The sequence below is a fragment of the Halopseudomonas maritima genome (assembly GCF_021545785.1).
Classification (GTDB): domain Bacteria; phylum Pseudomonadota; class Gammaproteobacteria; order Pseudomonadales; family Pseudomonadaceae; genus Halopseudomonas; species Halopseudomonas maritima.
The window spans coordinates 1,958,674-1,980,935 of the sequence record NZ_CP079801.1 but is presented as its reverse complement, the minus strand read 5'-3'; the positions used below and the strand labels follow the sequence as shown (position 1 = coordinate 1,980,935).

Genomic DNA, 22,262 nt, shown 5'->3' with positions numbered 1-22,262 from the left:
ATGATCACTGCCCTCAGCGCAGTCGCGCTGCTCACTTCTGGCTCCCTGTTCGCCACTGACGGCGAGACCTTGTACAAAACCAAGGCCTGCGTAGCCTGCCACCAGATCGATACCAAGGTAGTCGGCCCTTCCTACAAGGAAGTCGCAGCCAAGTATGCTGGGCAAGACGGCGCCGTGGAAACGGTAGCTGGCCACATCAAGAACGGCGTTTCCGGCATTTGGGGGCCGATCCCCATGCCTGCCAACCAGGTTACCGACGAGGAAGCCCGTATTCTGGCCGAATGGGTGCTCAGCCAGTAATAACAAAACTCCAACAAAAAACCCGCCGTTTGGCGTAATGCTGTTCACTTAAGCGGAGCAGCCTTGCGATTTACCGGGTAGCGGGTTTTGGAAATCTTCACCGTCCTTGGTCTTGCTGGCCTTGGGCGGTGATCCAAAAATAACCCTCCGACCCCGCCGCGCAGCTCCGATAGCCTTCTACCTGTTGCCGATACCGGATTCGCTGCAGCCATGACGATGAGCTGGACGGCGATGTACTGACAGGCCGGTTTGAAGCGTATGTCCGAGGGTGCTCGACCAAAGGCCACAGCCGCTTGACTAGCCTCTCGCCGAATGATGTTGTATGCCAGCAACAGCCCCCAGACCTCCTGGTAAACCAGCTCAACCTTCTTGCTTCGCAGTGTTACCGCGTTCTGCTGCATCGAGCTTTTGATGTCGCGAAAGCCGAGTTCAATCTCCCAGCGCTCCAAGTACAGCTCAGCGACGGCCTTTGCGCTGTAGCCCTCGACTGGCAACGAGGTGAGCAGTGACCTGATGTTCCCATGGCTTTTATAGCTGACCTCTCGTACCTCCCAATGCGTAGGTAGACTAGGGTTCCGCTTGCGGGCCTGAGGTGAGACTTTCATCCGAACACGGCGATCGTATTCGCTATAACGCTCGACTTCCTCCATCACGACGTTCTTGCGGGCTGGCGTCAGCCAATGCCGATTGTTGCCTCCATCCACCACGCTTAGCAGCAGATCAGCGCCCCAGAAGCCTTTATCGAACAATGTGACTGAGTTGTCCGGAATCTGACTCAGGAAGGTCTCGGCCAAGCGCATTTCGCTGCCGCGATACGGGCTGAGTTGGGCATCCAGGATCACGTGTGAGCGTACGTTCATCAAGGCAACGAGCCGTAGCATCGGAAAAGGCGTTTGGCGTTCAGTACCTGTGTTGCCAGAGCCAAAGTGCTCCCTCAACTCGGGCGAGTCGGGGGTTCGCAGCAGTGCGCCATCCACCGCGAATACCTGCAACCCTTTCCAGTCATCGCCTTCGTATCGCTCGCATCCCCATTGCTTGGCGGTCTGGCGGAACAGGTGCTCAACCGGATCTGCCCCCAAGCGCTTACGTGCTTCAGTTACGCCGCTTCGAGCCAGCAACTGATCAGAGGCCAAACCTTGGGCGCAAATGTTCAGTCGCCTAGCAACCTCATGCACTGGCTCGTCGCGAAACAGGGCCATACCCAGCACCAGCCAAAGTACTTGGTCACTGGGTAGGCGCCGACGCCTGATGGTGGCTTGCGCCGATAAATTGAGCGCGCTCGCAACCCATTCAACAGGGATGTTCTGAGTGAAGGTGCTGAGGTCAGAGAAGTTGAAGAGCTCGCCGAGGTCGAGCAATTGCTGCTGAATGGGCATAAAAAAATCCGATACCAGAGGACTGATATCGGATTTTCTAGAAACCCCGCCATGGACTCAAATGCTTAAGTGAACAGCATTACGGCCTAAGCCGGGTTTTTTGTTGCCTGATGCGCGCCTTACTCCTCGGCGGCGCTATCTTTCTTGACCTCGGCTTCCATGCGCTTGAGACCAATGTGACGCACGTCGGTCCCCTTGACCAGGTAGATGACGTGTTCGGCAACGTTGCGTGCATGGTCGCCGACGCGCTCCAGTGAGCGCAGTACCCAGAGGATATTGAGCACCCGGCCGATGGAGCGCGGGTCTTCCATCATGAAGGTGACCATCTCGCGCATGGCGGTCTTGTACTCCTGATCCACCGCCTTGTCTTCCCGGGCCACCGAGAAGGCCTGCTCGGTGTCCATGCGGGCAAAGGCATCCAGCGCTTCCTGCACCATACGGCGCACGTGGTGACCGATATGGCGGCACTCAACGTAGCCACGCGGAGCCTGACCTTCCTCGACCAGATCGAGCGCCCGCTTGGCGATCTTCGAGGCCTCGTCGCCGATGCGCTCCAGGTCTACGATGATCTTGCTGATGCTCACCACCAGGCGCAGATCACTGGCCGCCGGCTGGCGACGGGCGAGAATGCGCAGGCATTCCTGATCGATGTCCAGCTCCATCTGGTTGATGGCGTCATCCTTGTCACGCACTTGCTGCGCCAGCTTGGCATCGCCCTCGATCAGGGCAACGATGGCGTCATTGATCTGTTTCTCGACCAGACCGCCCATCTCCAGCAACTGGGTGCGAATTTCCTCGAGTTCATCGTTGAACTGCTGGGAAATGTGCTGATTGAACAATTCTTTATCTGAGGGCATGGCGCAGCGCTCCCGGGTTAACCGTAACGGCCGGTGATGTAGTCTTCCGTCTGTTTCTTAGACGGGTTGGTAAACAGCGTGTTGGTGTCACCAAACTCGATCAGCTCACCCATGTACATGAAGGCAGTGTAGTCCGACACGCGGGCGGCCTGCTGCATGTTGTGGGTAACGATGACGATGGTGAACTTGGACTTCAGTTCGTTGATCAGCTCTTCGATCTTCAGCGTGGAGATCGGGTCCAGCGCCGAGGCCGGCTCGTCGAGCAGCAGTACTTCCGGCTCCACCGCGATGGTGCGGGCGATACACAGACGCTGCTGCTGACCACCGGACATGCCCAGCGCCGACTCGTTCAGACGGTCTTTGACCTCGTCCCACAGAGCCGCGCCCTTGAGCGCCCATTCGACCACTTCGTCCAGCGTGCGCTTGTTGTTCACGCCCTGAATGCGCAGGCCGTAGGCCACGTTCTCGTAGATCGACTTGGGGAACGGGTTGGGCTTCTGGAACACCATGCCAACGCGGCGACGCAGCTCGGTCACGTTGACGTCCTTGCCGTAGATGTCCTTGCCGTCGAGCAGAATCTGACCGTCCACGCGGCAGCTGTCGACCAGATCGTTCATCCGGTTGAAGCAGCGCAGCAGGGTCGACTTGCCGCAGCCGCTGGGGCCGATAAACGCGGTCACGCGGTTGCGCGGAATCTTGATGCTGACGTCGTGCAACGCCTGCTTGGTGTCGTAGAACAGCGAGAGGCCAGGAACCTCCAGCGCGATGGACTCCTTGTCCATGTTCAGCTCCTGCTGGGAGCGGCCCAGGGCGCTCATATCCATTGCATGGGTCTTGGTCGTATTAGACATAGTCGTGCGTCCGCCTAGAAAGGGTTATCAGTTTTCCAGTGCCTTGTACTTTTCGCGCAGGTGGTTACGGATGGAGACCGCTGCAAAGTTCAACGCAGCGATGACACCCACCAGCAACAACGCGGTGGCGTACACCAGCGGCCTGGCCGCTTCGACGTTGGGGCTCTGGAAGCCGACGTCATAGATGTGGAAGCCCAGGTGCATGAACTTCTGGTCCAGGTGCAGATAGGGGTAGTTGCCGTTGACCGGCAGGCTCGGTGCCAGCTTGACCACACCCACCAGCATCAGCGGGGCCACCTCACCGGCGGCGCGGGCCACGGCGAGAATCAGGCCGGTCATCATGGCCGGGCTGGACATCGGCAGAATCACCTTCCACAGGGTTTCCGACTTGGTCGCGCCGAGGGCCAGCGAGCCCTCACGCAGCGAGCGCGGAATCCGGGTCAGGCCCTCTTCGGTCGCCACAATCACCACCGGCACGGTCAGCAGCGCCAGGGTCAACGAGGCCCACAACAGACCGCCGGTACCCAGTGTCGGCGCCGGCAGCGCTTCGGGGAAAAACAGCTGATCGATGTTGCCGCCCAGCAGGTAGATAAAGAAGCCCAGACCAAACACACCGTAGACGATTGAAGGCACGCCGGCGAGGTTGTTCACGGCGATGCGGATGGTGCGGGTCACCACACCCTGCTTGGCGTATTCACGCAGGTAAACCGCCGCCAGCACGCCGAACGGCGTCACGATGATCGACATCAGCAGCACCATCATCACGGTACCGAAGATTGCCGGGAACACCCCACCCTCGGTGTTGGCTTCACGCGGCTCGTCGCTGACGAACTCCCACAGCTTGCTGAAGTAGTGACCAATCTTGGCGACGGTCCCCATGGCGTTGGGCTGGAACACCCGCACGATCTTGCTCAGGTTAACCTCAACCTCGCGGCCATCCATGGAGCGAAACCGCACGCTGTCGCGGTTGAACTCCTGATACAAGCCCACCAGCTGCGCTTCCAGCTCGGCGTACAGGTCGTTCTGAATCTTGCGCTCGGCCGCCAGCTCGGCCTCAGCCTGCGGGGTCAGGGCATTGTCCAACTCAAGACCGCGCTCGCGCAGACGAATGCGCTCCAGCTCGGCGTTGATCTTGCCGATGGCGCCGGTTTCCAGCGCGTGGATGTCGCTGTAGATCTCCAGCGCGCGTTCCACGGCCGGCTGCAGCGCGGTCCAGGCTTCATTTCCTTCGGCAATGACCTCGCCGTTCTGTTTGACCTGCTGAATGTAGCCGTAGAAGTTGCCCCACTCACGGCGCTCAACGACCACGACCTCTTCAGGAAAACGCTCGTTTTCCAGCCAATCGGCGACAATCCAGCGGAAGTCTGCGCCGTTCAGGTCACGGTTGCCCACCTTGAGCAGCTCGCGATCCATGAACTCGCTCTGCTCCGGGTCTACCGGCAGGCCTGCGCCCTGCAGGCGCTCAGTCGGCACCTGCTCGCGAGTGGTCACCTCACCGATCAGCGTGATGCTCGGCTGCCCGGGAATGGTGTACTCGGCTTCAATGACATCGGAAGGCCAGAAGTGGCTCAGGCCGCGCACTGCAATCATCGCCAGCAAGCCGAGCGTCATGATCACGGCAATTGCGACCGCGCCACCGTTCATCCAGATCCAGGGGGTGCCGGATTTGAACCAGGTTGTGAAGTTGCCTTGTTTCACTGTCTTGATTCCCCTGCTCAGAGTGACGCGTATTTCTTGCGCAGACGCTGACGGATCAGTTCTGCGGCCGTGTTCATCAGGAAGGTAAAGCTCAGCAGCACCAACGCAGCGAGGAACAACAGTCGGTAATGGGTACTGCCCACCTCGGATTCCGGCATCTCGACGGCGATGTTGGCCGACAGGGTGCGCATACCCTCAAAGATGTTCCAGTCCATGATCGGCGTGTTGCCGGTGGCCATCAGCACGATCATGGTTTCACCCACGGCGCGGCCCATGCCAATCATGACGGCCGAGAAGATGCCCGGGCTGGCGGTCAGGATGACCACGCGGCTGAGGGTCTGCCAGGGCGATGCGCCGAGCGCCAGCGAGCCCTGGGTCAGGTGACGCGGCACACTGAAGACGGCGTCTTCGGCAATCGAGAAGATGGTCGGAATCACCGCAAAGCCCATCGCCAAGCCCACCACCAGTGAGTTGCGCTGGTCGAAGTTGATGCCCAGGTCGCGGGTCAGGAACACGCGCATATCACCACCGAAGAACCAGGCTTCGACGTACACACTCATGGTGAAGCAGAACCAGCCCAGCACGATCAACAGCGGGATCAGCAGCGCCGCCTCCCAGCCATCGGGGACGCGCTGGCGCAGCTTGGGCGGCGCCAGGCTCCACAGGTAGGCAAACAGAATAAAGACGATGGGGGTGAGAATCAGCAGCGAGACGATGCCCGGCAGGTTGTCCTCCAGCAGCGGCGCCAGCCAGAGACCGGCCAAAAAGCCCAGAATCACGGTCGGCAGCGCTTCCATCAGCTCGATCACCGGCTTGACCTTGCGGCGCATCGCCGGGGCCATGAAGTACGCGGTGTAAACGGCCGCCGCGATGGCTATCGGGGTCGCCAGCAGCATCGCGTAGAACGCGGCCTTCAGCGTGCCGAAGGTCAGCGGCGCCAGGCTCAGCTTGGGTTCAAACTCGGAGGTAGCCGAGGTGGACTGCCAGACGTAGTCGGGCTCGGGATAGCTCTCGTACCAGACCTTGCCCCACAGTGAACTCCAGGACACCTCAGGATGTTCGTTGTGCACATCCCAGTAGCTCAGCTGGCCATTATCGTGTTCGACCAGCAGGTGGTCGGCGCGTGGGCCGATGGCAAAGGCCTGTACCTGCTCGCCACCAAGGGGCTCGACCAGCAGATTGTTATGGGCGGTCGAGTTGTAAACGCCCAGCTGCCCCTCGGCATCCAGACTGAGAAATACCTTGCGGCGCTCTTCCGGCTGAATCAGCGCAATGGCGTTGCCCTCTTGCTGGTCAAAGTCACGCACCCGGGTCAGCTGCGGGTTGCCATTGCCGCGCACCATAAACCACTGGGCCAGACCACCGCTGCTGTCGCCGACAATCAGCGAGATGCCACCGAGCATGAGATTGGCCGAGGTGACCGCCTTGCCGCTACCTTCCAGCAGGCGGTAGCGGCCGTTCAGTTCACCGCCCTTGCGCAGCGCCAGCACATCCACGTGCTGTTCGCCGTTAACGACATACATCCACTGACGCAGCGGATCGATCAGAATCTGCCGCACCTCGCCCGCCGAGGCCTCCAGATCCAGGGCGCGCTCGTTGCGGGTCTCTGCCCCGGTCATCATGTTGCGGGTGACGCTGACGTTGATGCCAACCAACTCACGACCTGCGGAGGCCGCCAGCACCAGACCACTGCTGTCACCGCTCATGGCCACCTGGGTCAGCGCGCGACCCTGCTCATCCAGAGTGATCGGCTCATCGCCGTAGGGGAACGCCAGGCTCGGGGTGATCAAACGCACATCATTGGGGTAAGTCACCTTGTAGTTGTGCTGGGCAATCAGCACCTGGCCATTGCTCAGGCCCACCACAAAGCGACGAGAATTGGGGGTTTCGACGCTGAAGCTGGTCACTTCCACGCCAGCCGGAATCGGCAGTTGCTGCTGCAGAACCGGTTGCCCGTCCTGCGCCTTGAAGAAACTCACCTGACCACTGCGGGCCACGCGGATCGCCACCTCGCCTTGCTCTTCCATCGCCAGCAACAACGGCGGGTCGTTGGCCTGCACCCAGCTCACACTGTAGCGCTCCTGCTCGTCGATTTCGGCACCACCGAACAGCGGCAGCACTTCATACAGCAGGTAAAGGAAGATCAACAGAACGGCCACAATAACGCCCAGACCGCCCACCGCAACATACCAGCGGGTGAGGTGATCCTTGAAATGACGCGCCGCCCGGTGGCGTTGCATCGCTGGCGTATTGAAGTCCACGCGAGAGGTTTTGGGTGGGGATTGAGTAGTCATGGCGCACACCCTACAGGGTCAATATGACGGATTGGTTACAGCCAGGTGACGGCAAAAAAGGGGCGTGTCGTCGACACCCCCCTTTTCCTGGCATCCATGCCGAAAAGCTGCTGCTTAGAAGCCCAGTTCCTGATGGACGTTGTCCACAGCACGCTTGGGCATCGGCACGTAACCGTCCTTGAAGACCACTTCCTGGCCCTGCTTGGACAGCATCAGCTTGACGAACTCGCGCTCCAGCGGAGCCAGCTCGCCATTCGGCGCCTTGTTCACGTATACGTAGAGGAAGCGCGACAGCGGGTAAGTACCGGCGATGGCGTTCTCTTCGTTGGCTTCGATGAAGGGCTGGCCTTCTTCAGCTGCCAGCGGAACAGCGCGGACGCTGGAGGTCTTGTAGCCCAGACCGGAGTAACCCACTGCGTTCAGCGACTGGCTGACCGACTGAACAACAGAAGCAGAACCGGGCTGCTCGTTTACACCGCTGCGGAAGTCACCCTTACACAGAGCGTTTTCCTTGAAGTAACCGTAGGTGCCGGATACCGAGTTGCGACCGTACAGCTGGATGTCACGATCAGCCCAGGCGCCGGTCAGACCCAGCTTGCCCCAGGTGTCCAGATCATCGCCACCGCACAGACGGGTAGCAGAGAAGATGCCGTCAACCTGAGCCATGGTCAGGCCTTCGATCGGGTTGTCCTTGTGTGCGAAGACAGCCAGGGCATCGATAGCAACCGGAATAGCGGTCGGCTTGTAGCCATAGCGCTCTTCGAAGGCCTGGATTTCGCTGTCCTTCATCATGCGGCTCATCGGTGCCAGGTTGGAGGTACCTTCGGTCAGTGCCGGTGGCGCAGTGGAGGAACCAGCGGCCTGAATCTGTACGTTGACGTTGGGGTACAGGCGCTTAAATTCTTCGGCCCACAGGGTCATCATGTTGGCCAGAGTGTCGGAACCAACGCTGGACAGGTTGCCGGATACACCGCCAACGCGCTGGTAGTCTTCCAGGGCCGGATCAACGGCGGCAAAGCTGGTGCCGGCAACCAGGCCGGTAGCAGCGAAGGTCACGGCAGCGAACAAGCGCTTGAGTTTCATGTCATTCTCCTGTTGAGGTAGTGTTTGCAACACGCGACTCAGTATCAGAGCGGGTTGTGACAACTCTATTCACGAATTATGACAATTGTGTGAAGCGCAGAATCTGCAGCAGAACGCTGCCAGACAATGATTGAGAGGCAGGCGGCAATCCCTTACCATAGGCGGCTTGCCGCGTAACGGGCTCGCGCCGAGGCACGGCACAACAAATACAATAGACCATTACCGAGTCTACCAATGCACGATTTAGATACCGATCCCGTGCCACAGGGCGAACTGGCTCTCAAAATCACCGCCCTGCCACGCGACTGCAACAGCTTTGGCGACATCTATGGGGGCTGGCTGGTGGCACAGATGGACGCCGCTGGTACCAGCATTGCTGCACGCATTGCCCGTGGCCGCGTCGCCACGGTCGCCATCGACCGCATGGGCTTCATGGTCCCGGTGCCGGTGGGTGCACAGCTGGCGTTTCACGGCGAGGTGCTGGACATTGGCCGCAGCTCGATCAAGATCCTGGTCGAAGTCTGGAGCGAAGATCTGGCCCACGATGAGAGCCGCAAGGTCACCGAAGCCACCTTTGTCTTCGTTGCCATTGATGACCGCGGTCGTACCCGGGTGATTCCGTCCTGAGCAGGTTGGCATCCCCAACCCCTGATGGACACCAGCTACATGACCCAACGCTTGCTCTCCGCCGGGCTTTATCTTGCCGGGCACATTGATCGTGGCACCCGCCTGCTCGGCCGCACGGTTGCCTGGCTAACGCTACTGATGGTGCTGCTGACCTGCGCCGTGGTGCTGCTGCGCTATGGCTTCAGCATTGGTGCCACCGCCACCCAGGAAGTCATCCTCTACGCCCACTCGCTGGTGTTTCTCGGCGCCGCCGCATGGGCGCTGCAGCGCGACGCCCATGTCCGTGTCGACATTTTCTACCGGCGCATGGGCAATCGCGGCAAGGCGCTGATCGACCTGCTCGGCAGCCTGCTGTTTCTATTGCCGATGTGCCTGTTTCTGGCGTGGAACTGCTGGGACTACGTCGCCATGTCCTGGCAACGCCAGGAACGCTCGGCCGATGCCGGCGGCCTTGCCTGGGTCTACATACACAAGAGCTTCATTCTATTGCTGGTCGCCAGCTTGCTGCTGCAAGGACTGGCACAGGTGTTCAAGACCCTGGCGGTGCTGGGCGGCGTTAGCAACACGCATTTGCCGACAAGCCATGAGGAGCACCTGTAATGGGCGGTGAAATCATGGCGATTGCCCTGTTCGTATGCCTCTGCCTGGCGCTGATGGCGGGCTTCCCGGTGGCCTTTACCCTGGGCGGGGTTTCCCTGCTGTTTGCCGGTATCGGCATCCTCTTCAACCTGTTTGAGCCCAGCTTTCTCGGCGCCCTGCCCAGCCGCCTGTACGGCACCATGACCAACCAGACACTGCTGGCCGTACCGCTGTTCGTGTTCATGGGCGTGATGCTGGAAAAGTCGAAGATTGCCGAAGACTTGCTGGAGTCCATGTCGCGGTTGTTCGGCAGTCTGCGCGGCGGGCTGGCCTTCTCAGTGTGCATCGTCGGCGCACTCCTGGCAGCCAGTACCGGCATTGTTGGCGCCACCGTGGTCACGCTCGGCCTGCTAGCCCTGCCGACCATGTTACGCCGGGGCTATGATCCGGCGCTGGCAACCGGCACCCTGGCCGCCACCGGCACGCTGGGGCAGATCATTCCGCCCTCGATCATCCTGGTACTACTGGGCGATGTGCTCTCCAACGCCTATCAGCAGGCCCAGCAGAAGCTGGGTATCTTCTCGCCCAAGACCGTCACCGTTAGCGATCTGTTTGTCGGCGCACTGCTGCCAGGGCTGCTGCTGGTGTTGCTGTACCTGGCCTATCTGGCGTTCGTTGCCCTGCGTCAGCCGGAAAAGCTGCCGGCACCCACGCCGCAGGACAGTGGCGCGGTGTCGGTCACGCAGCTGCTGCGCAGCCTGCTGCCGCCGCTGCTACTGATCATGGCGGTGCTGGGGTCGATTCTGGCAGGCGTTGCCACACCTACCGAGGCCGCCGCCGTTGGCGCCCTGGGCGCCGGCCTGTTGGCGTTGTTCAAGCGCCAGCTGAATCTCGGCAAGCTGCGCGAGGTGGCCCAGGCGACCGCCGAGATCAGTGCCATGGTGTTCATGATCCTGCTGGGCGCGTCCATCTTCTCGCTGGTATTCCGCGGCTTTGGCGGTGACGAGCTGATTCACGAGCTGTTCCACTCGCTGCCGGGTGGTGCCTTTACCGCCATGCTGGTGGTGATGCTGGCGATCTTCCTGCTGGGCTTCATTCTCGACTTTATCGAGATCACCTTCGTGGTGGTGCCGATCGTCGGCCCGGTGCTGCTGAGCATGGGCGTGGACCCGGTCTGGCTGGGCGTGATGATCGCGCTGAATCTGCAGACCTCGTTCCTCACACCGCCCTTCGGCCTGTCGCTGTTCTATCTGCGCAGCGTCACCCCGCCGGAGATTCCAACCTCGGCAATCTATCGGGGCGTGCTGCCCTTTATCCTGATTCAGCTCATGATGCTGGCGATTGCCGCCTGCTGGCCGGGGCTCATTACCTGGCTACCCAGCCTGCTGGCCAAGTAGCCGGGATGACAGCGCTCACGGGTTCGCCTTGCGCAGCACGTACACCCGCCACATGGCGTAGCCCGGCAGAAAGTCGTGATGGCTGACTTCGCTGAAACCGGCTTCACGAAACTCGGCTTCAATCACATCACGCGCAACCACAAAGCGATTCTGGTTTTGTCCGGTCCGCCCTTTCTGCGCACGGCGTGCTTCCAGTCGGGCGCGCTTCCAGGCCTTGTAGTTGCCATCAACCCACAGCGAAATGATCAGCGTGTCCCGGGTGACCCGCGCGCACTCACGTAACAGCGCCAGTCGGTGCTCATGGTCAGCCACATGGTGGATCAACCGCATGCAGAAGATGCTGTCGACGGCGTTGTCAGCTAACTCAATATCAAAGGCTGAGGTCTGAAACGACTTAACCCGCGCCACGACTTCAGGCGACTGCCCGGCAACCGCCGTGCGAATCATGTCGGCCGAGTTGTCGGCCGCCAGAATCACCCGATTTGGCGCTTCGGCCAGCAATGGCCAAAAGCGACCGGCACCACAGGGCAGATCCAGCACCAGATTCGGCTCACCGGCATCTTTCAACGCCCGGCGCGCGAGCTGCATGTCGCGCCAGTTGGACAGTCGGCGCGAGAGACCGGCCTGATGTTTGTCGAGATACTGCTGGGAATGATTGCGGTCGTACTTGTCGGAGAACGCGAGCTGGATCGGTTTGACTTCGGACATGACGGTGACCCTGACAGTGGTAGGTGCTGTCAGGCTATTCAGCAGAGGATCAAGGCCCCGTCAAAGGGATGTCAAAATTTCGTGAAAACGGCAATTAATCCCCCGCGCCACCGGTTCTCAAGCAAAGATGACTTCAAAACAGCTGCCGCCCGAGGCCGGCGAGCACATGGTCACCGCCCAACCCTGGTGGGCACAGATGCGCTTGACCAGCGACAGGCCAAGCCCTAGCCCCTCGCCACGTGCCTCGGCGCAACGCACGAACGGCTCGAATATCTCACTCTGCTGCTCTGACGGCACCCCAGGCCCGGCGTCCTCAACCCGGAACCCGCCCTGCTGCAACACCAAACGCACCTCTCCCTGCTCGGTATAGTGCAGCGCATTGCGCAACAGGTTGGAGATCACCGTCGCCAGCAGCCCCGGGTGGTAACTGCCCGCGTCCTCTGCCTCGACAACCAGCTTGAAAGAGAGCCCCTTATCGGCAAAACCGCGCTGCCAGCGCTCGCTCTGTTCACGCGCAATATCCAGCAACCGGGAATCACCGGTCAAACGCACAGCCTGACCCTTGGCGCGCGCCAGCAACATGAAGGTACCCACCAACTCGTTCATTTCCTCGGCAGCGCGGGCAATACGATCCACCTGTCTGCGCTCCCGCTCACCCAGATCGCTGGCCTCTAGCAGCTCGGTCGAGGTAGCAATGATCATCAACGGAGTGCGCAGCTCATGACTGACGTCACCGGTAAACAAGCGCTCACGTTCCAGCGAACGGCGCAGCTGGCTGAGCGTCGCATCGAACGCTTCGGCCAGGTGACCGACCTCGTCATCGGCGTAGTCCGGAGCCAGCGGTGGGGCCAGCGGCAACAGTTGGTCGCGGTGCTGTACCTGGCTCGCCAGGCGGGTAATCGGCGCCATAATCTTATGCGCCATCAGCCAGCCAAGCAGCGCTCCGAGCAGCACACTGAGCAGAAACCCGGCAAACACCACAGCGAATAGAATATTTTCCCGCGCCTCAAACTCAGCCTGCTCCTGCACCAGTACAAAGCGCTGCAGATCGATCTGACGCACGTAGACGTACAAAGCATGATCGTTATCAACCAGTTCGCTGAATCCCTCTTGCATATCGCGCAAGCGCGCCGGGATCTCATAGCCTGGCATGTGCGAGGCATACAAGCGGGTCTTGGCGTCCAGCCGAGGGGGCAGCCCCTGCGCCAGGTCCTGCCGCAGGACGCTATCAAGCTCCTCGCCCATCTCCTGCGATACCAGGTGTTCTTCGACAAAGTGCACGATCGCTACGATACCCAGGGAAAACACTCCGCTGACCGCCAGCGTCATCAGGGTAAAGGCAATCACGATGCGCCGCCGCAGCGGCTGCTTGCGAATCACGACAAGGGCTCCGCAAGGCTGTAGCCAACGCCATGAACGGTGTGAATCAACGGCGTTTCGAAGGGCTTGTCGAGGATTTGCCGCAACTGGTGAATGTGGCTGCGCAGGCTGTCACTGTCGGGCAGCTCATCACCCCACAGCGCCTCTTCCAGCACAGTGCGGCGGATCACTGCGGGGCTCTTGCGCATCAGCACTTCCAGCAATTTGAGACCGACCGGATTCAACTTGAGCGCCTGGCCGGCGCGGCTGACCTGCAGGGTGTCGAGATCATAGCTCAGGTCACCGACCTGCAGCCGATGACGCCCGCCGCCACTGCTGCGACGCAAAATGGCCTCGATACGGGCCACCAGCTCAGACAAGGCGAAAGGTTTGAGCAGGTAATCGTCAGCGCCAACGTTGAGCCCCTTGAGCCGGTCATCCAGCGCATCGCGCGCGGTCAGCATGATGATCGGGGTATCGCGTCCGGCGTCGTCACGCAGCCGCTGACAGAGCTGATAACCATCTATGCCGGGCAGCATGATGTCCAACACGATCAGGTCGTAATGATCGCTGACCGCCAGGTGCAGTCCGGACACCCCGTCCTGCGCACAATCCACCGTGTAGCCCTTGAGCTGCAGGTAGTCCATCACATTGGCGAGGATGTCGCGGTTATCCTCGATGACCAGAATACGCATGCAGGAGCTCTCCGAAAAACAACGCAGCTTGACGACATTTTCACAGCGCGTTGACGCTACGCCGACAGCAAGATCACCACACTGCGACGGTCGATTTCAACCACGGACCGTCATATACGACGCCAGCTTCCTGCTCTACGCCTAGGCGCCTGTGCCGCCAGCGCTAACATCTGTGCCTACTGCAGGTAGCCCGCCGGCCTGATGCTATTTACCGTCGTGGTCGAATGAATGCTCTGGGACGAGTTGGGGTGCACTTGCACTCCATCGCGCCCAACCTGTCCCCCAGCGCAGCGACGCCCTGCCAACCCAGTGGCTGTTCAGCGCGTGGCCGTGGACGCGAGCTGACGCCTGCGTCAGTCGCGCCAATGCCAAACCAGCTCTCCGACAATGTGCTCGGCCGGCACACTGCCGAAGTAACGGCTGTCGTTGGAGTTGTCACGGTTGTCGCCCAGAAAGAAATAGTGGTCGGGCGGCACCTTGAAGGTGCGCACCTCGCCTGGCGGCGCGTCATCCAGCTCCTGAATGCGATAGCTTTGCCCGCCGTTACTCTCGCGGTAGACACGGCGACCTGCTGCATCCACCAACAGCGTGCGGGGCAGAATCTGACCGTTGACCACCACCGCATCCGGCGTGAGCGCGATCACGTCACCCGGCAGCGCCATCAGGCGTTTGACGTACAACACCTGCTGGTCCGGCGGATAAAACACATACACCTGGCCACGGCGCAGGCGCGCGGTATCCACCAGGCCGCTGCCCGGCAGCCGCTGGCCAAACAGGCTGCGGTGGGCAAACCCCCACTTTTGCGCAATAAACAGATCGCCTTCCAGCAGGGTCGGATGCATTGACGCCGAGGGCACCGAATAGGGTTCGTACAAGTACAGGCGGGTACCGAGAATACTGGTCATCAATAGCAGATACAGGCCAACCGGCACCCAGGCACGGCAGTACCAGCGACGCGCTTGTGCCGGGTCATAGCGGCGCGCAATCAAGGCCGCATGCAACGGGCAGATCAGGCTGAACGCCAGGGTCAGCGCGAGCCCGAAGAACCAGTCCACCCCGGCGGTAACAAGGCTGGCGACGAGGTAGAGCCAGAACAAGCCTGGCCGGTTGACGTACAGGAACACGAAGGGCTGCAGGAAGATGCCCAGCACCACGCTGAGCCACACTCGGGGAGTCCACACTGTCGACACAACCACTCCTTGGAAAACGGGCCGCAGTGGCCCAACTCCCGATTGGACCGCGACACCGCCTCAGGGTTGCAGCTGGCGACGATTCAGCGGCCCAGCCTCAGCGCTCATCCCTACTCATCGACAAAGCGCCCAGCGTGATCGGCAGACGGCAGCTGGCACAGCTGGTAACGGCCAAACAGCCGGTAGCGGTTCAGCGCAATGCGGTCATACAGCCAGTCGCGCAGCGGGCGCGGAATCAGCCGAAACACCAGCAGGCCGCGCCACGGCCAGCCAAGCCGATTCATGACGAAGAAGAACGCGGCGCTCTTCTCGAAACAGCGCCTGCCATCGCTTACCAGCATAGTTTCAAAGATATCGGTCGGATAGCCGTGTTGCGCCAGCAGCCGCTGACCAGCCGCCGACTGCACACTGCAAAGCCGGAAGCGGTGCTCGGCGTCGTACTTGATGATGAAATTGGTCCAGGCGCTGCAGAGCTTGCAGACCCCATCGAACAGGATCACCGGCGTCTCGGCAACGCTCATGCTTGCGTCTCTTACTCTCGGCCTTCGAAGCGCACCGGCTCTCGGGGCTCGACGATCACCACGCTGCCACCGATCTTGTCGTGCCAAGCCTGCTTGCGTGAATCAAAGGCCACCCAGAGAAAGCCCAGACACAGCGGCAAGGCAGACACAAAATAGCCGATATAGCGCAGCACACACTGGCCCAGCGGCAGGGGCTCGCCGCTACGCGCATCAACCACCCGCAGACGCAGCAGCATCTTGCCCGGCGTACCGAGAAAGCGGCGCCAGAACCAGAGCGTGGCGATAAAGGGCACAACGTAGCTGAGCAACACATCCCAGGCGCCGTGCACCATGGTTTCGTCGATCCAGTAACGCTCGCCGTAGATCAGCGTCAGCGGCACCATCAGCACCAGACCGAAGATCACGGAATCAATAATGGTTGCGCCGAAACGCAGCCAGAAACCGGCGTATTGGGGCTCGCTCATGGTCAGTCCTTTGGGCAGATGAGAATCCCGCGAGCATATCAGGCTTGGCCTGCGGCGTGTGCGCCCGCTGCCAGGCAAACCAGGTCATTGCAGCGCAACGTCTAGCGGTTCGCAACGAAGGCCGAAGGCGGTTGCCCGAACTGTTTACGGAAGGCCGTACTGTAGGCGCTATGGCTGTCATAGCCGCTGGCGAGCGCAACCTGAGTGATCGGCAACCCCTGCAGCAACAGCGTCAGCGACGACATCAACCGCAGCTGCTGCCGCCACCTGCCAAAGGTCATGCCGGTCGCCTGCAAAAAGCGCCGATGGAATGTCTTGTCGCCGATGGCCAGTCTGCTCGCCCACTCGGCAGCCGTGGCGCTATCAGCCGGGTCGTCCACCAGTGCCTGACACACCTGCTGCAGTGCGCCGCCAGCCGGCCACGGCAAATGCAGCGGCAGCACTGGTTGAGCGTGCAGCTCCTCGACCAGCAGCTCGCCGAGCAGCGCCCTGCGCCGGGCACCAGCAGGGGCGTCGCTTTGGCTCAGTGCCATGATCAGCTCGCGCAGCAAGCCCGAAACGTGCACCACGCAATCGACCGCCGGCAGGCGCGCACATACGTCCTCGCGCACAAACAGACCGTGCGCCTGCAGCGCAACGGGCACCACCAGCCGATGCGGTACCCCGGCGCGCAGCCAGACGGCCGCCGTGGGGGGCACCAGCCACTGCCCGCTTTGCGCTTCCACCCGCAACAGGCCACGGTCGGCGTAGATCAGATGCCCCTGCCGATGCTGGTGCTCAGGCACCACATGACCGGCCGAATAATGAACCGCCACACCAGATACCGGCAGGCCGTCCGGGTTCGGGTCCAACGCATGACCGCCCTGTTCAGGAGAGAGAAAGCCCATCTCGCACGCTGTCCATATAGATAAACAATTTGTCTGTTTTTATGTAGATAGACACACCCCGCAAGCCTACCATCAACCGCACCTCTCACTACCGGGTCTGTTCACGCATGTCTGCAATCGGTCTCTCGCAACGGCTACTAGCGCTGATTTTCGGTCGGGGTCGGCGCGCGTTCATGTGCGCCACGACCCATCCTGACTCCCCCTGACCCCGACCGACGTCAGCTGCAGCCAAGCCAGGGGAGTCAGGAGCAAACGATTTCTCTGGAGTGTTTCCCATGTTGCCTGATCCGTCCCAGAAGTACCGCGCGGCCACCCCCGTCGCTCTGCCTGACCGTCAATGGCCCTCGCGCACCATGACCCATGCGCCAATCTGGTTGTCTACCGACCTGCGTGACGGTAACCAGGCGCTGTTTGAACCGATGAACCCTGAGCGCAAACTGCGCCTGTTTCATGAACTGGTACGTATCGGCTTCAAGGAAATCGAGGTCGGCTTTCCGGCCGCCTCGCGGACAGATTTCGACATCGTGCGCCAGCTCATCGACGAGCAGCAGATTCCCGCCGATGTCACCCCGATGGTCATGACCCAGCTGCGCGAAGACCTGATCAGCGAAACGGTGCGCGCCGTCGCAGGCGCCCGGCGGGTCATCGTGCACCTCTACAACGCGGTGGCGCCCGCCTGGCGTGAACTTGTCTTTGGCATGAGCGTGCCGCAGATCATCGAGATGGTTGAGCACCATGTTGCCTTGTTCAAACGGCTGACGGCCGCGCACCCGGAAACCGAGTGGGTGCTGCAATACTCGCCGGAAACCTTCTGTATGGCTGAGCTGGAAGTGTCACTGGCGGTCTGCAACGCCGCCATCCGTACCTGGGATGCCGGCCCGCAGCGCCGGATGATCATCAACTTGCCGACCACCGTGGAGGTGTCGACCCCCAACGTGTTTGCCGATCAGATCGAATGGATGGACCCGCGCCTGGCGCGACGCGAGCACATCACCCTCTCGGTGCACCCCCACAACGACCGGGGCACCGGCGTAGCCTGCGCAGAACAGGCCATCCTTGCAGGTGCGCAACGGGTCGAGGGGTGTCTGTTTGGTAATGGGGAGCGCAGCGGCAATGTCGACCTGGTGACACTGGCGCTGAACCTCTACACCCAGGGCATCGCGCCCGGGCTGGATTTCTCCGACATCGCCGCCGTGGCGCGCGTGGCCGAAGCGTGCACTGCGCTACCGATTCATCCGCGCCACCCCTACGTCGGTGATCTGGTCTTCACCGCGTTCTCCGGTTCACACCAGGATGCCATCGCCAAGGGTTTTGCTGCGCAACAGGCCGGCGCGATGTGGCGCGTGCCGTACCTGCCGATTGATCCGCAGGACATCGGCCGCACCTACGACAGCATCGTGCGCGTCAACAGCCAGTCGGGCAAAGGCGGCATTGCCTTTCTGTTGCAACGCGACAACGGCATCAGCCTGCCACGCCGCATGCAGATCGAGTTCAGCGCCATCGTTCAGGCGCTGGCCGACGCCAGTGAGACGGAGCTGAGCAGCGAGCAGATCTGGGCGATTTTCGAACAGACCTATCTCGCACCAACGCAGGCGCAGTCGAGCTTCATCTACCGCAGTCACCGGCTGTTCGAGCACCCGGACGGTCAAGGCATCACACTGGAGCTGGCCGACGGCAACGGCGCCGTCAGAACCATCCAAGGCTCGGGCAACGGCCCGATAGCCGCCACCGTCGCAGCCCTGGAGCTGCCGATGCGTATCGACAGCTTTGAAGAGCGCAGCCTGGGAGCAGGGTCAGATGCTACGGCAGTCGCGATGGTTGAAGCCGTCATGCCCGGCGTGCCCGGCTCGCGCTTTGGCGTCGGTCGGCACCCGAATATGGCGACGGCCTCGGTGTTGGCGGTGCTGAGTGCCGCCGCCCGGTTCACCGGCGCAGCAGATTGAGCAAAGACAAGGCGGCACCCGACACAAGCCGGGTGCCGCCTTGGCGCAGGTCAGCTCACCGGCACTGACAGTGTTTTGGCGTAATGAAAAAAGGCGTCGTCGCGAACCCAACCGGTCGACTCATAAAGCCGTTGTGCCGAGGTATTGGTGAGCGCCGTCGCCAGCTCCATACGCACCGCGCCACGGGCCTTGGCCTGCTGCCCGGCCCCCGTCAGCAACTGTTCGGCAATGCCCTGACGACGGAAGTCAGCGGCAACAAACAGATCGTACAGTACGCAAATAGGGGCCATATCCACCGAACAGAAGGTCGGGTACAGCTGGCAGAAGCCCGCCAGCTCACCCTCGGCGGTCTCTGCCATAAGCACCACCGACTCGCCGTTCTGCAGGCGGGCGTGCAGGTAGGCAATTGCGCCGGGCAGATCGGCGGCTTGCTCGTAGAACTGACGGTACAGATCAAACAGCCGCCCCACCCGCTCAGCGTCGCTCGGGGTGGCCAGGCCAATGCGCAGGTCACTCACGCTTGGGGCATCGCCTAGGCCCGACGCCGCCGGACCGGCGTTCTGCGGCCCAGCAGACGTTCGCTGGGCGCGATCTCAGCGACCTGACGATAATCCTCCAGCAACTGGAACCAGTCCGCCTCGGGCATCGGTCCACGGTGTCGGTAAAGCTGCTTCAGGTCGTGGCGCACGGCAGCGCTGCGGCGCCAGCGGCGGCGACTTTTTTCCAGGTCGAGCAGCGCTATTTCCACTCCCCGACTGCGTACCCGGATGAAAATATGTTTGGAGTACAGGCAGCCGTGCTGCAGTCCGGCGTGATGCGCCAGGCTCAAGCAGTTGGCCAGCTCACGCAACATGTGGCGGTGCACGGCGTCACCATGCTGCGCTCTGGCACCACCGGCATACCAGTCATCAAGGCTGATGAAGTCGCGCAGCTCTTCGGTCACCAGCAGCCCCTGCCACTGGCCCTGGTACTTGCGCGCGCCCGCAAAGCGCATCTGCGGCACTCGCACGCCGGCGGCGCGATAAGCCTCCAAAGCCCAGGCTTCACGCACCACAGTGGGGCGCCCCAGGGGATAACGCACCGAGCGGCTGAGGTGGCCGGTCTGGCGTTTGAGATACAGGGTTAAGTCTTGATCGGTCAGCCGCTGCACGCCGCTGTTGCCCTCGCGACGCTCATTGGGCTGTTCTACCCAGTCGCCCTGACGGCCCCACCAGTCACTGAACCCGGGATGCGTCTTGTCTAGCATCTTGTTATGCCTCGCTGTCGTCACGCACTGTCTGACGCCGAACTGCAAGGACTGCGCCAGTGGGACAGGTGATTTTTTGGAAATACCAATCACCTTACCCACTATTGCCAGGTATGGTCAAAATAAATACTTCAGCTGCGATCATCGGCGAAAACGACGATTGCCACAGGCAGACACTCGACTGCCTAAGTCGTGGCTCGCCCTTCACTGGCGGCTGATCCGCAGTGTTGTCGGCCTATCTGAAGGGAGCCGACGTCAGCGCGGGCACGGCGGGCAGACCTATTTGCTCCACATACGCGGCAGCACATCGGTGTGGCCAGCGCTGTGGCGATGCAGCAGCGCCATAAACGCATGCCCGACAATCAGCGCCAACAGCGTCCAGCCGAGCCAGCTGTGCAAGGCGTTGCCCAGACTGATCATCCACTCGGTCTTGCCGTCAAAGCCCGCCATCAGCGGCAGACCAAAGGGCTCAAACGCGCGGCCTGAGCCGTACTGACGCAGCAGTGCCAGACCGGGCACCGCAATCAGCAAGGCATACAGCCCAAGGTGCCCAAGGGTGGCGGGCAGGCCAACCGACGCAGGCCGACGCTGCCGGTTCGCCAGCGCCCAAACAAGACGCAGCCAGATCAACGCAAACAACAGAAAGCCAAGCGGCTTGTGAGTCGACCAGAAAAACGCCTCAATCGGGGTATCTTCCAGCAACAGGCGCGCGCCAGCGCTGAGAAACTGCCAGAGCAGCAACAGCGCCATCCCCCAATGCAGCACACGGCTCACCACGCCGTACCGCGCGGCGCTATCTTTTACGGACATGCTTTTCTCCTACTATTCAGGCGTGCCCCGTTCATCGGGGTCTAGGGAAGCGCCGACACGTTTCGCTCGCTAAGGCATCCGTGATCAATCGGCACCCGCCTAGTCTAAAGCGATGCGCACTGTAAAAGCCTGTCCATACATGTGCAGTTACATCAACTGCGCAAATCGTACATCGCCTTCTCGCCCAGCGCGTGCCACGCCTGAATGCGCTCGCGGAAGGCCTGCATCGAGTCCCAGACCTCACGGTTGAGCGGGTCCATGGCAGCAGTTTCTTCCAACACATCGCCGCTGATGTCGCGCAGGCGGTCGAGCACCGAGTCAGGCAGGCGACGCAGTTGTACGCCGTGCTCATTGACCAGCGTGTGCAGGGCCTCGGCATTGCGGCGGCCATATTCGTCCAGCATGGCCTGGTTGGTTGAACGGGCGGCCTCGATGACGATGGCGCGCAGGTCATCCGGCAGCTCGGCCAGCTTCTGCTTGTTGATCGTCAGCTCCAGCACCGCGCAGGGCTCCTGCCAGCCGGGGTAGTAGTAGTACTTGGCCGCCTGATACAGGCCGAAGGCGAGATCGTTATAGGGGCTGACCCAGTCGCTGGCATCGATCACGCCGGTCTGCAGCGAGGTAAAGATATCGCTACCGGGCAGGTTGACGGTGGTAGCACCGGCGCGCGCCAGCACCTCGCCGCCAAAACCGGGCATGCGGATTTTCAGGCCTTGCAGATCATCCAGGCTGTTGATTTCCTTGTTGAACCAACCGGCCATCTGCACACCGGTGTTGCCGCAGGGCAAGGGCACCACACCCAGCGGCTCATAGGCTTTCTGCCACAACTCCAGCCCACCGCCTTCGTACAGCCAGGCGTTCATTTCCTGCGCGTTCATGCCAAAGGGGACAGCGGTAAAGAACGGCGCTGCTGCGCTCTTGCCCTTCCAGTAGTAGGCCGCGCTGTGGCCCAGCTCGGCGGTACCGCTGGAGACCGCATCAAAGACTTCCAGCGCCGGCACCAGTGCACCGGCGGCAAACACCTGAATGCTCAAGCGACCATTGGATAGACGCGCTACGGTGTCAGCAAAGCGCTGCGCGGTAGTACCGAGACCAGGGAAGTTCTCCGGCCAGGAGGTGACCATTTTCCAGCGAAAGCGCTGCTCCGGCGCCCCGCTCGCCTCGCCCGCCGGCGCGCTGTCGTCCTTGCACCCAGCCAACGCCACCGCCCCAAGACCAAGGCCAGCGGCGGCCAGTAAGTTACGTCTATCCATTTGCTCTTGTCTCTCGTCAGGTCGGAAGCTAGAAGCTAGAAGCTAGAAGCTAGAAGCTAGAAGCTAGAAGCCAATGATGTGCTGGGTCAGGCCCTGGCGGTCAAGCCGGCGGCGTACTGCTTTC

At 61.5% G+C, this 22,262-nt stretch carries 22 protein-coding genes; 5 read left to right on the top strand and 17 right to left on the bottom strand.

Annotation, left to right across the window (positions count from 1 at the left end; all coding sequences use genetic code 11):
• Positions 1 to 300, top strand: coding sequence for a c-type cytochrome (locus HV822_RS09065; RefSeq protein ID WP_275419429.1), 300 nt, complete (start codon positions 1 to 3; stop codon positions 298 to 300).
• A gap of 44 nt (positions 301 to 344) precedes the next feature.
• Here HV822_RS09065 and HV822_RS09060 read toward each other — a convergent pair whose 3' ends face one another.
• The 6 genes from HV822_RS09060 to HV822_RS09035 form a co-directional block, all read right to left on the bottom strand.
• Positions 345 to 1,676: an IS4 family transposase gene (locus tag HV822_RS09060; RefSeq protein WP_396264818.1), complete on the bottom strand. Its 1,332-nt coding sequence runs from the start codon at positions 1,674 to 1,676 to the stop codon at positions 345 to 347.
• Positions 1,677 to 1,795: 119 nt separating this feature from the next.
• Positions 1,796 to 2,533, bottom strand: a complete 738-nt coding sequence (gene phoU, locus HV822_RS09055) for a phosphate signaling complex protein PhoU (protein WP_238869633.1) — start codon at positions 2,531 to 2,533, stop codon at positions 1,796 to 1,798.
• A 17-nt stretch (positions 2,534 to 2,550) separates the two neighbouring features.
• The gene (pstB, locus tag HV822_RS09050; RefSeq protein WP_238869631.1) at positions 2,551 to 3,384 is read right to left on the bottom strand and encodes a phosphate ABC transporter ATP-binding protein PstB; all 834 of its coding nucleotides are present in this window, start codon (positions 3,382 to 3,384) and stop codon (positions 2,551 to 2,553) included.
• 27 nt (positions 3,385 to 3,411) lie between these two features.
• Positions 3,412 to 5,028 carry a phosphate ABC transporter permease PstA gene (gene pstA, locus HV822_RS09045; protein WP_238873573.1) on the bottom strand — a complete coding sequence of 539 codons (1,617 nt, stop codon included), beginning with the start codon at positions 5,026 to 5,028 and terminating at the stop codon, positions 3,412 to 3,414.
• Positions 5,029 to 5,099: 71 nt separating this feature from the next.
• Complete coding sequence (locus HV822_RS09040) at positions 5,100 to 7,376, bottom strand: ABC transporter permease subunit (protein WP_238869629.1); 2,277 nt, start codon at positions 7,374 to 7,376, stop codon at positions 5,100 to 5,102.
• A gap of 114 nt (positions 7,377 to 7,490) precedes the next feature.
• On the bottom strand, positions 7,491 to 8,459 hold the full coding sequence (locus HV822_RS09035) for a PstS family phosphate ABC transporter substrate-binding protein (protein WP_238869628.1): 969 nt from the start codon (positions 8,457 to 8,459) through the stop codon (positions 7,491 to 7,493).
• A gap of 234 nt (positions 8,460 to 8,693) precedes the next feature.
• Between HV822_RS09035 and HV822_RS09030 the strand changes: the two genes are divergently transcribed.
• Genes HV822_RS09030 through HV822_RS09020 form a run of 3 tightly spaced genes read left to right on the top strand, consistent with a single transcriptional unit; the run spans position 8,694 to position 11,062 of the window.
• Complete coding sequence (locus tag HV822_RS09030) at positions 8,694 to 9,086, top strand: acyl-CoA thioesterase (RefSeq protein WP_083723866.1); 393 nt, start codon at positions 8,694 to 8,696, stop codon at positions 9,084 to 9,086.
• Positions 9,087 to 9,125: 39 nt separating this feature from the next.
• A complete protein-coding gene (locus tag HV822_RS09025; RefSeq protein WP_238869626.1) occupies positions 9,126 to 9,686 on the top strand; it encodes a TRAP transporter small permease subunit in 561 nt (186 codons plus the stop codon).
• Positions 9,686 to 11,062 carry a TRAP transporter large permease gene (locus HV822_RS09020; protein WP_238869624.1) on the top strand — a complete coding sequence of 459 codons (1,377 nt, stop codon included), beginning with the start codon at positions 9,686 to 9,688 and terminating at the stop codon, positions 11,060 to 11,062. The genes HV822_RS09025 and HV822_RS09020 overlap by 1 nt, the downstream gene beginning before the upstream one ends.
• A 15-nt stretch (positions 11,063 to 11,077) precedes the next feature.
• Here HV822_RS09020 and HV822_RS09015 read toward each other — a convergent pair whose 3' ends face one another.
• The 7 genes from HV822_RS09015 to HV822_RS08985 all read right to left on the bottom strand — a co-directional run bounded on the left by HV822_RS09015 (position 11,078) and on the right by HV822_RS08985 (position 16,886).
• Entirely contained in the window at positions 11,078 to 11,770 is a 693-nt protein-coding gene (locus tag HV822_RS09015) for a class I SAM-dependent methyltransferase (protein ID WP_238869623.1), read from the bottom strand.
• Between the two features lie 117 nt (positions 11,771 to 11,887).
• Positions 11,888 to 13,150, bottom strand: coding sequence for a sensor histidine kinase (locus HV822_RS09010; RefSeq protein ID WP_238873521.1), 1,263 nt, complete (start codon positions 13,148 to 13,150; stop codon positions 11,888 to 11,890).
• A complete protein-coding gene (locus HV822_RS09005) occupies positions 13,147 to 13,824 on the bottom strand; it encodes a response regulator transcription factor (protein WP_238873520.1) in 678 nt (225 codons plus the stop codon). The genes HV822_RS09010 and HV822_RS09005 overlap by 4 nt, the downstream gene beginning before the upstream one ends.
• A 353-nt stretch (positions 13,825 to 14,177) precedes the next feature.
• A complete protein-coding gene (lepB, locus tag HV822_RS09000) occupies positions 14,178 to 15,014 on the bottom strand; it encodes a signal peptidase I (RefSeq protein ID WP_238873519.1) in 837 nt (278 codons plus the stop codon).
• A gap of 110 nt (positions 15,015 to 15,124) precedes the next feature.
• Positions 15,125 to 15,535 (bottom strand): thiol-disulfide oxidoreductase DCC family protein, encoded by a 411-nt coding sequence (locus HV822_RS08995; protein WP_238873518.1) that lies wholly within the window; start codon positions 15,533 to 15,535, stop codon positions 15,125 to 15,127.
• Between the two features lie 11 nt (positions 15,536 to 15,546).
• The gene (locus tag HV822_RS08990) at positions 15,547 to 15,999 is read right to left on the bottom strand and encodes an RDD family protein (RefSeq protein WP_238873517.1); all 453 of its coding nucleotides are present in this window, start codon (positions 15,997 to 15,999) and stop codon (positions 15,547 to 15,549) included.
• 101 nt (positions 16,000 to 16,100) lie between these two features.
• Complete coding sequence (locus HV822_RS08985) at positions 16,101 to 16,886, bottom strand: AraC family transcriptional regulator (RefSeq protein ID WP_238873516.1); 786 nt, start codon at positions 16,884 to 16,886, stop codon at positions 16,101 to 16,103.
• 275 nt (positions 16,887 to 17,161) lie between these two features.
• Here HV822_RS08985 and HV822_RS08980 point away from each other — a divergent pair, with 275 nt between their 5' ends.
• The gene (locus tag HV822_RS08980) at positions 17,162 to 18,829 is read left to right on the top strand and encodes a 2-isopropylmalate synthase (RefSeq protein ID WP_238873515.1); all 1,668 of its coding nucleotides are present in this window, start codon (positions 17,162 to 17,164) and stop codon (positions 18,827 to 18,829) included.
• Positions 18,830 to 18,879: 50 nt separating this feature from the next.
• On the opposite strand, the gene HV822_RS08975 is transcribed toward HV822_RS08980, so the two are convergent.
• The 4 genes from HV822_RS08975 to HV822_RS08960 all read right to left on the bottom strand — a co-directional run bounded on the left by HV822_RS08975 (position 18,880) and on the right by HV822_RS08960 (position 22,138).
• Positions 18,880 to 19,347, bottom strand: coding sequence for a GNAT family N-acetyltransferase (locus HV822_RS08975; protein ID WP_238873514.1), 468 nt, complete (start codon positions 19,345 to 19,347; stop codon positions 18,880 to 18,882).
• A gap of 14 nt (positions 19,348 to 19,361) precedes the next feature.
• On the bottom strand, positions 19,362 to 20,075 hold the full coding sequence (locus HV822_RS08970; protein WP_238873513.1) for a lipopolysaccharide kinase InaA family protein: 714 nt from the start codon (positions 20,073 to 20,075) through the stop codon (positions 19,362 to 19,364).
• A gap of 279 nt (positions 20,076 to 20,354) precedes the next feature.
• Positions 20,355 to 20,885: a cytochrome b gene (locus HV822_RS08965; RefSeq protein ID WP_238873512.1), complete on the bottom strand. Its 531-nt coding sequence runs from the start codon at positions 20,883 to 20,885 to the stop codon at positions 20,355 to 20,357.
• A gap of 152 nt (positions 20,886 to 21,037) precedes the next feature.
• A complete protein-coding gene (locus HV822_RS08960; RefSeq protein ID WP_238873511.1) occupies positions 21,038 to 22,138 on the bottom strand; it encodes a TRAP transporter substrate-binding protein in 1,101 nt (366 codons plus the stop codon).
• Positions 22,139 to 22,262: the final 124 nt, after the last annotated feature.

Coding starts and splice junctions, on each gene's coding strand:
- HV822_RS09065 (WP_275419429.1), top strand. CDS start 1: ATGATCACTGCCCTCAGCGCAGTCGCGCTGCTCACTTCTGGCTCCCTG.
- HV822_RS09060 (WP_396264818.1), bottom strand. CDS start 1,676: ATGCCCATTCAGCAGCAATTGCTCGACCTCGGCGAGCTCTTCAACTTC.
- phoU (WP_238869633.1), bottom strand. CDS start 2,533: ATGCCCTCAGATAAAGAATTGTTCAATCAGCACATTTCCCAGCAGTTC.
- pstB (WP_238869631.1), bottom strand. CDS start 3,384: ATGTCTAATACGACCAAGACCCATGCAATGGATATGAGCGCCCTGGGC.
- pstA (WP_238873573.1), bottom strand. CDS start 5,028: ATGAACGGTGGCGCGGTCGCAATTGCCGTGATCATGACGCTCGGCTTG.
- HV822_RS09040 (WP_238869629.1), bottom strand. CDS start 7,376: ATGACTACTCAATCCCCACCCAAAACCTCTCGCGTGGACTTCAATACG.
- HV822_RS09035 (WP_238869628.1), bottom strand. CDS start 8,459: ATGAAACTCAAGCGCTTGTTCGCTGCCGTGACCTTCGCTGCTACCGGC.
- HV822_RS09030 (WP_083723866.1), top strand. CDS start 8,694: ATGCACGATTTAGATACCGATCCCGTGCCACAGGGCGAACTGGCTCTC.
- HV822_RS09025 (WP_238869626.1), top strand. CDS start 9,126: ATGACCCAACGCTTGCTCTCCGCCGGGCTTTATCTTGCCGGGCACATT.
- HV822_RS09020 (WP_238869624.1), top strand. CDS start 9,686: ATGGGCGGTGAAATCATGGCGATTGCCCTGTTCGTATGCCTCTGCCTG.
- HV822_RS09015 (WP_238869623.1), bottom strand. CDS start 11,770: ATGTCCGAAGTCAAACCGATCCAGCTCGCGTTCTCCGACAAGTACGAC.
- HV822_RS09005 (WP_238873520.1), bottom strand. CDS start 13,824: ATGCGTATTCTGGTCATCGAGGATAACCGCGACATCCTCGCCAATGTG.
- HV822_RS08995 (WP_238873518.1), bottom strand. CDS start 15,535: ATGAGCGTTGCCGAGACGCCGGTGATCCTGTTCGATGGGGTCTGCAAG.
- HV822_RS08990 (WP_238873517.1), bottom strand. CDS start 15,999: ATGAGCGAGCCCCAATACGCCGGTTTCTGGCTGCGTTTCGGCGCAACC.
- HV822_RS08985 (WP_238873516.1), bottom strand. CDS start 16,886: ATGGGCTTTCTCTCTCCTGAACAGGGCGGTCATGCGTTGGACCCGAAC.
- HV822_RS08980 (WP_238873515.1), top strand. CDS start 17,162: ATGTTGCCTGATCCGTCCCAGAAGTACCGCGCGGCCACCCCCGTCGCT.
- HV822_RS08970 (WP_238873513.1), bottom strand. CDS start 20,075: ATGCTAGACAAGACGCATCCCGGGTTCAGTGACTGGTGGGGCCGTCAG.
- HV822_RS08965 (WP_238873512.1), bottom strand. CDS start 20,885: ATGTCCGTAAAAGATAGCGCCGCGCGGTACGGCGTGGTGAGCCGTGTG.
- HV822_RS08960 (WP_238873511.1), bottom strand. CDS start 22,138: ATGGATAGACGTAACTTACTGGCCGCCGCTGGCCTTGGTCTTGGGGCG.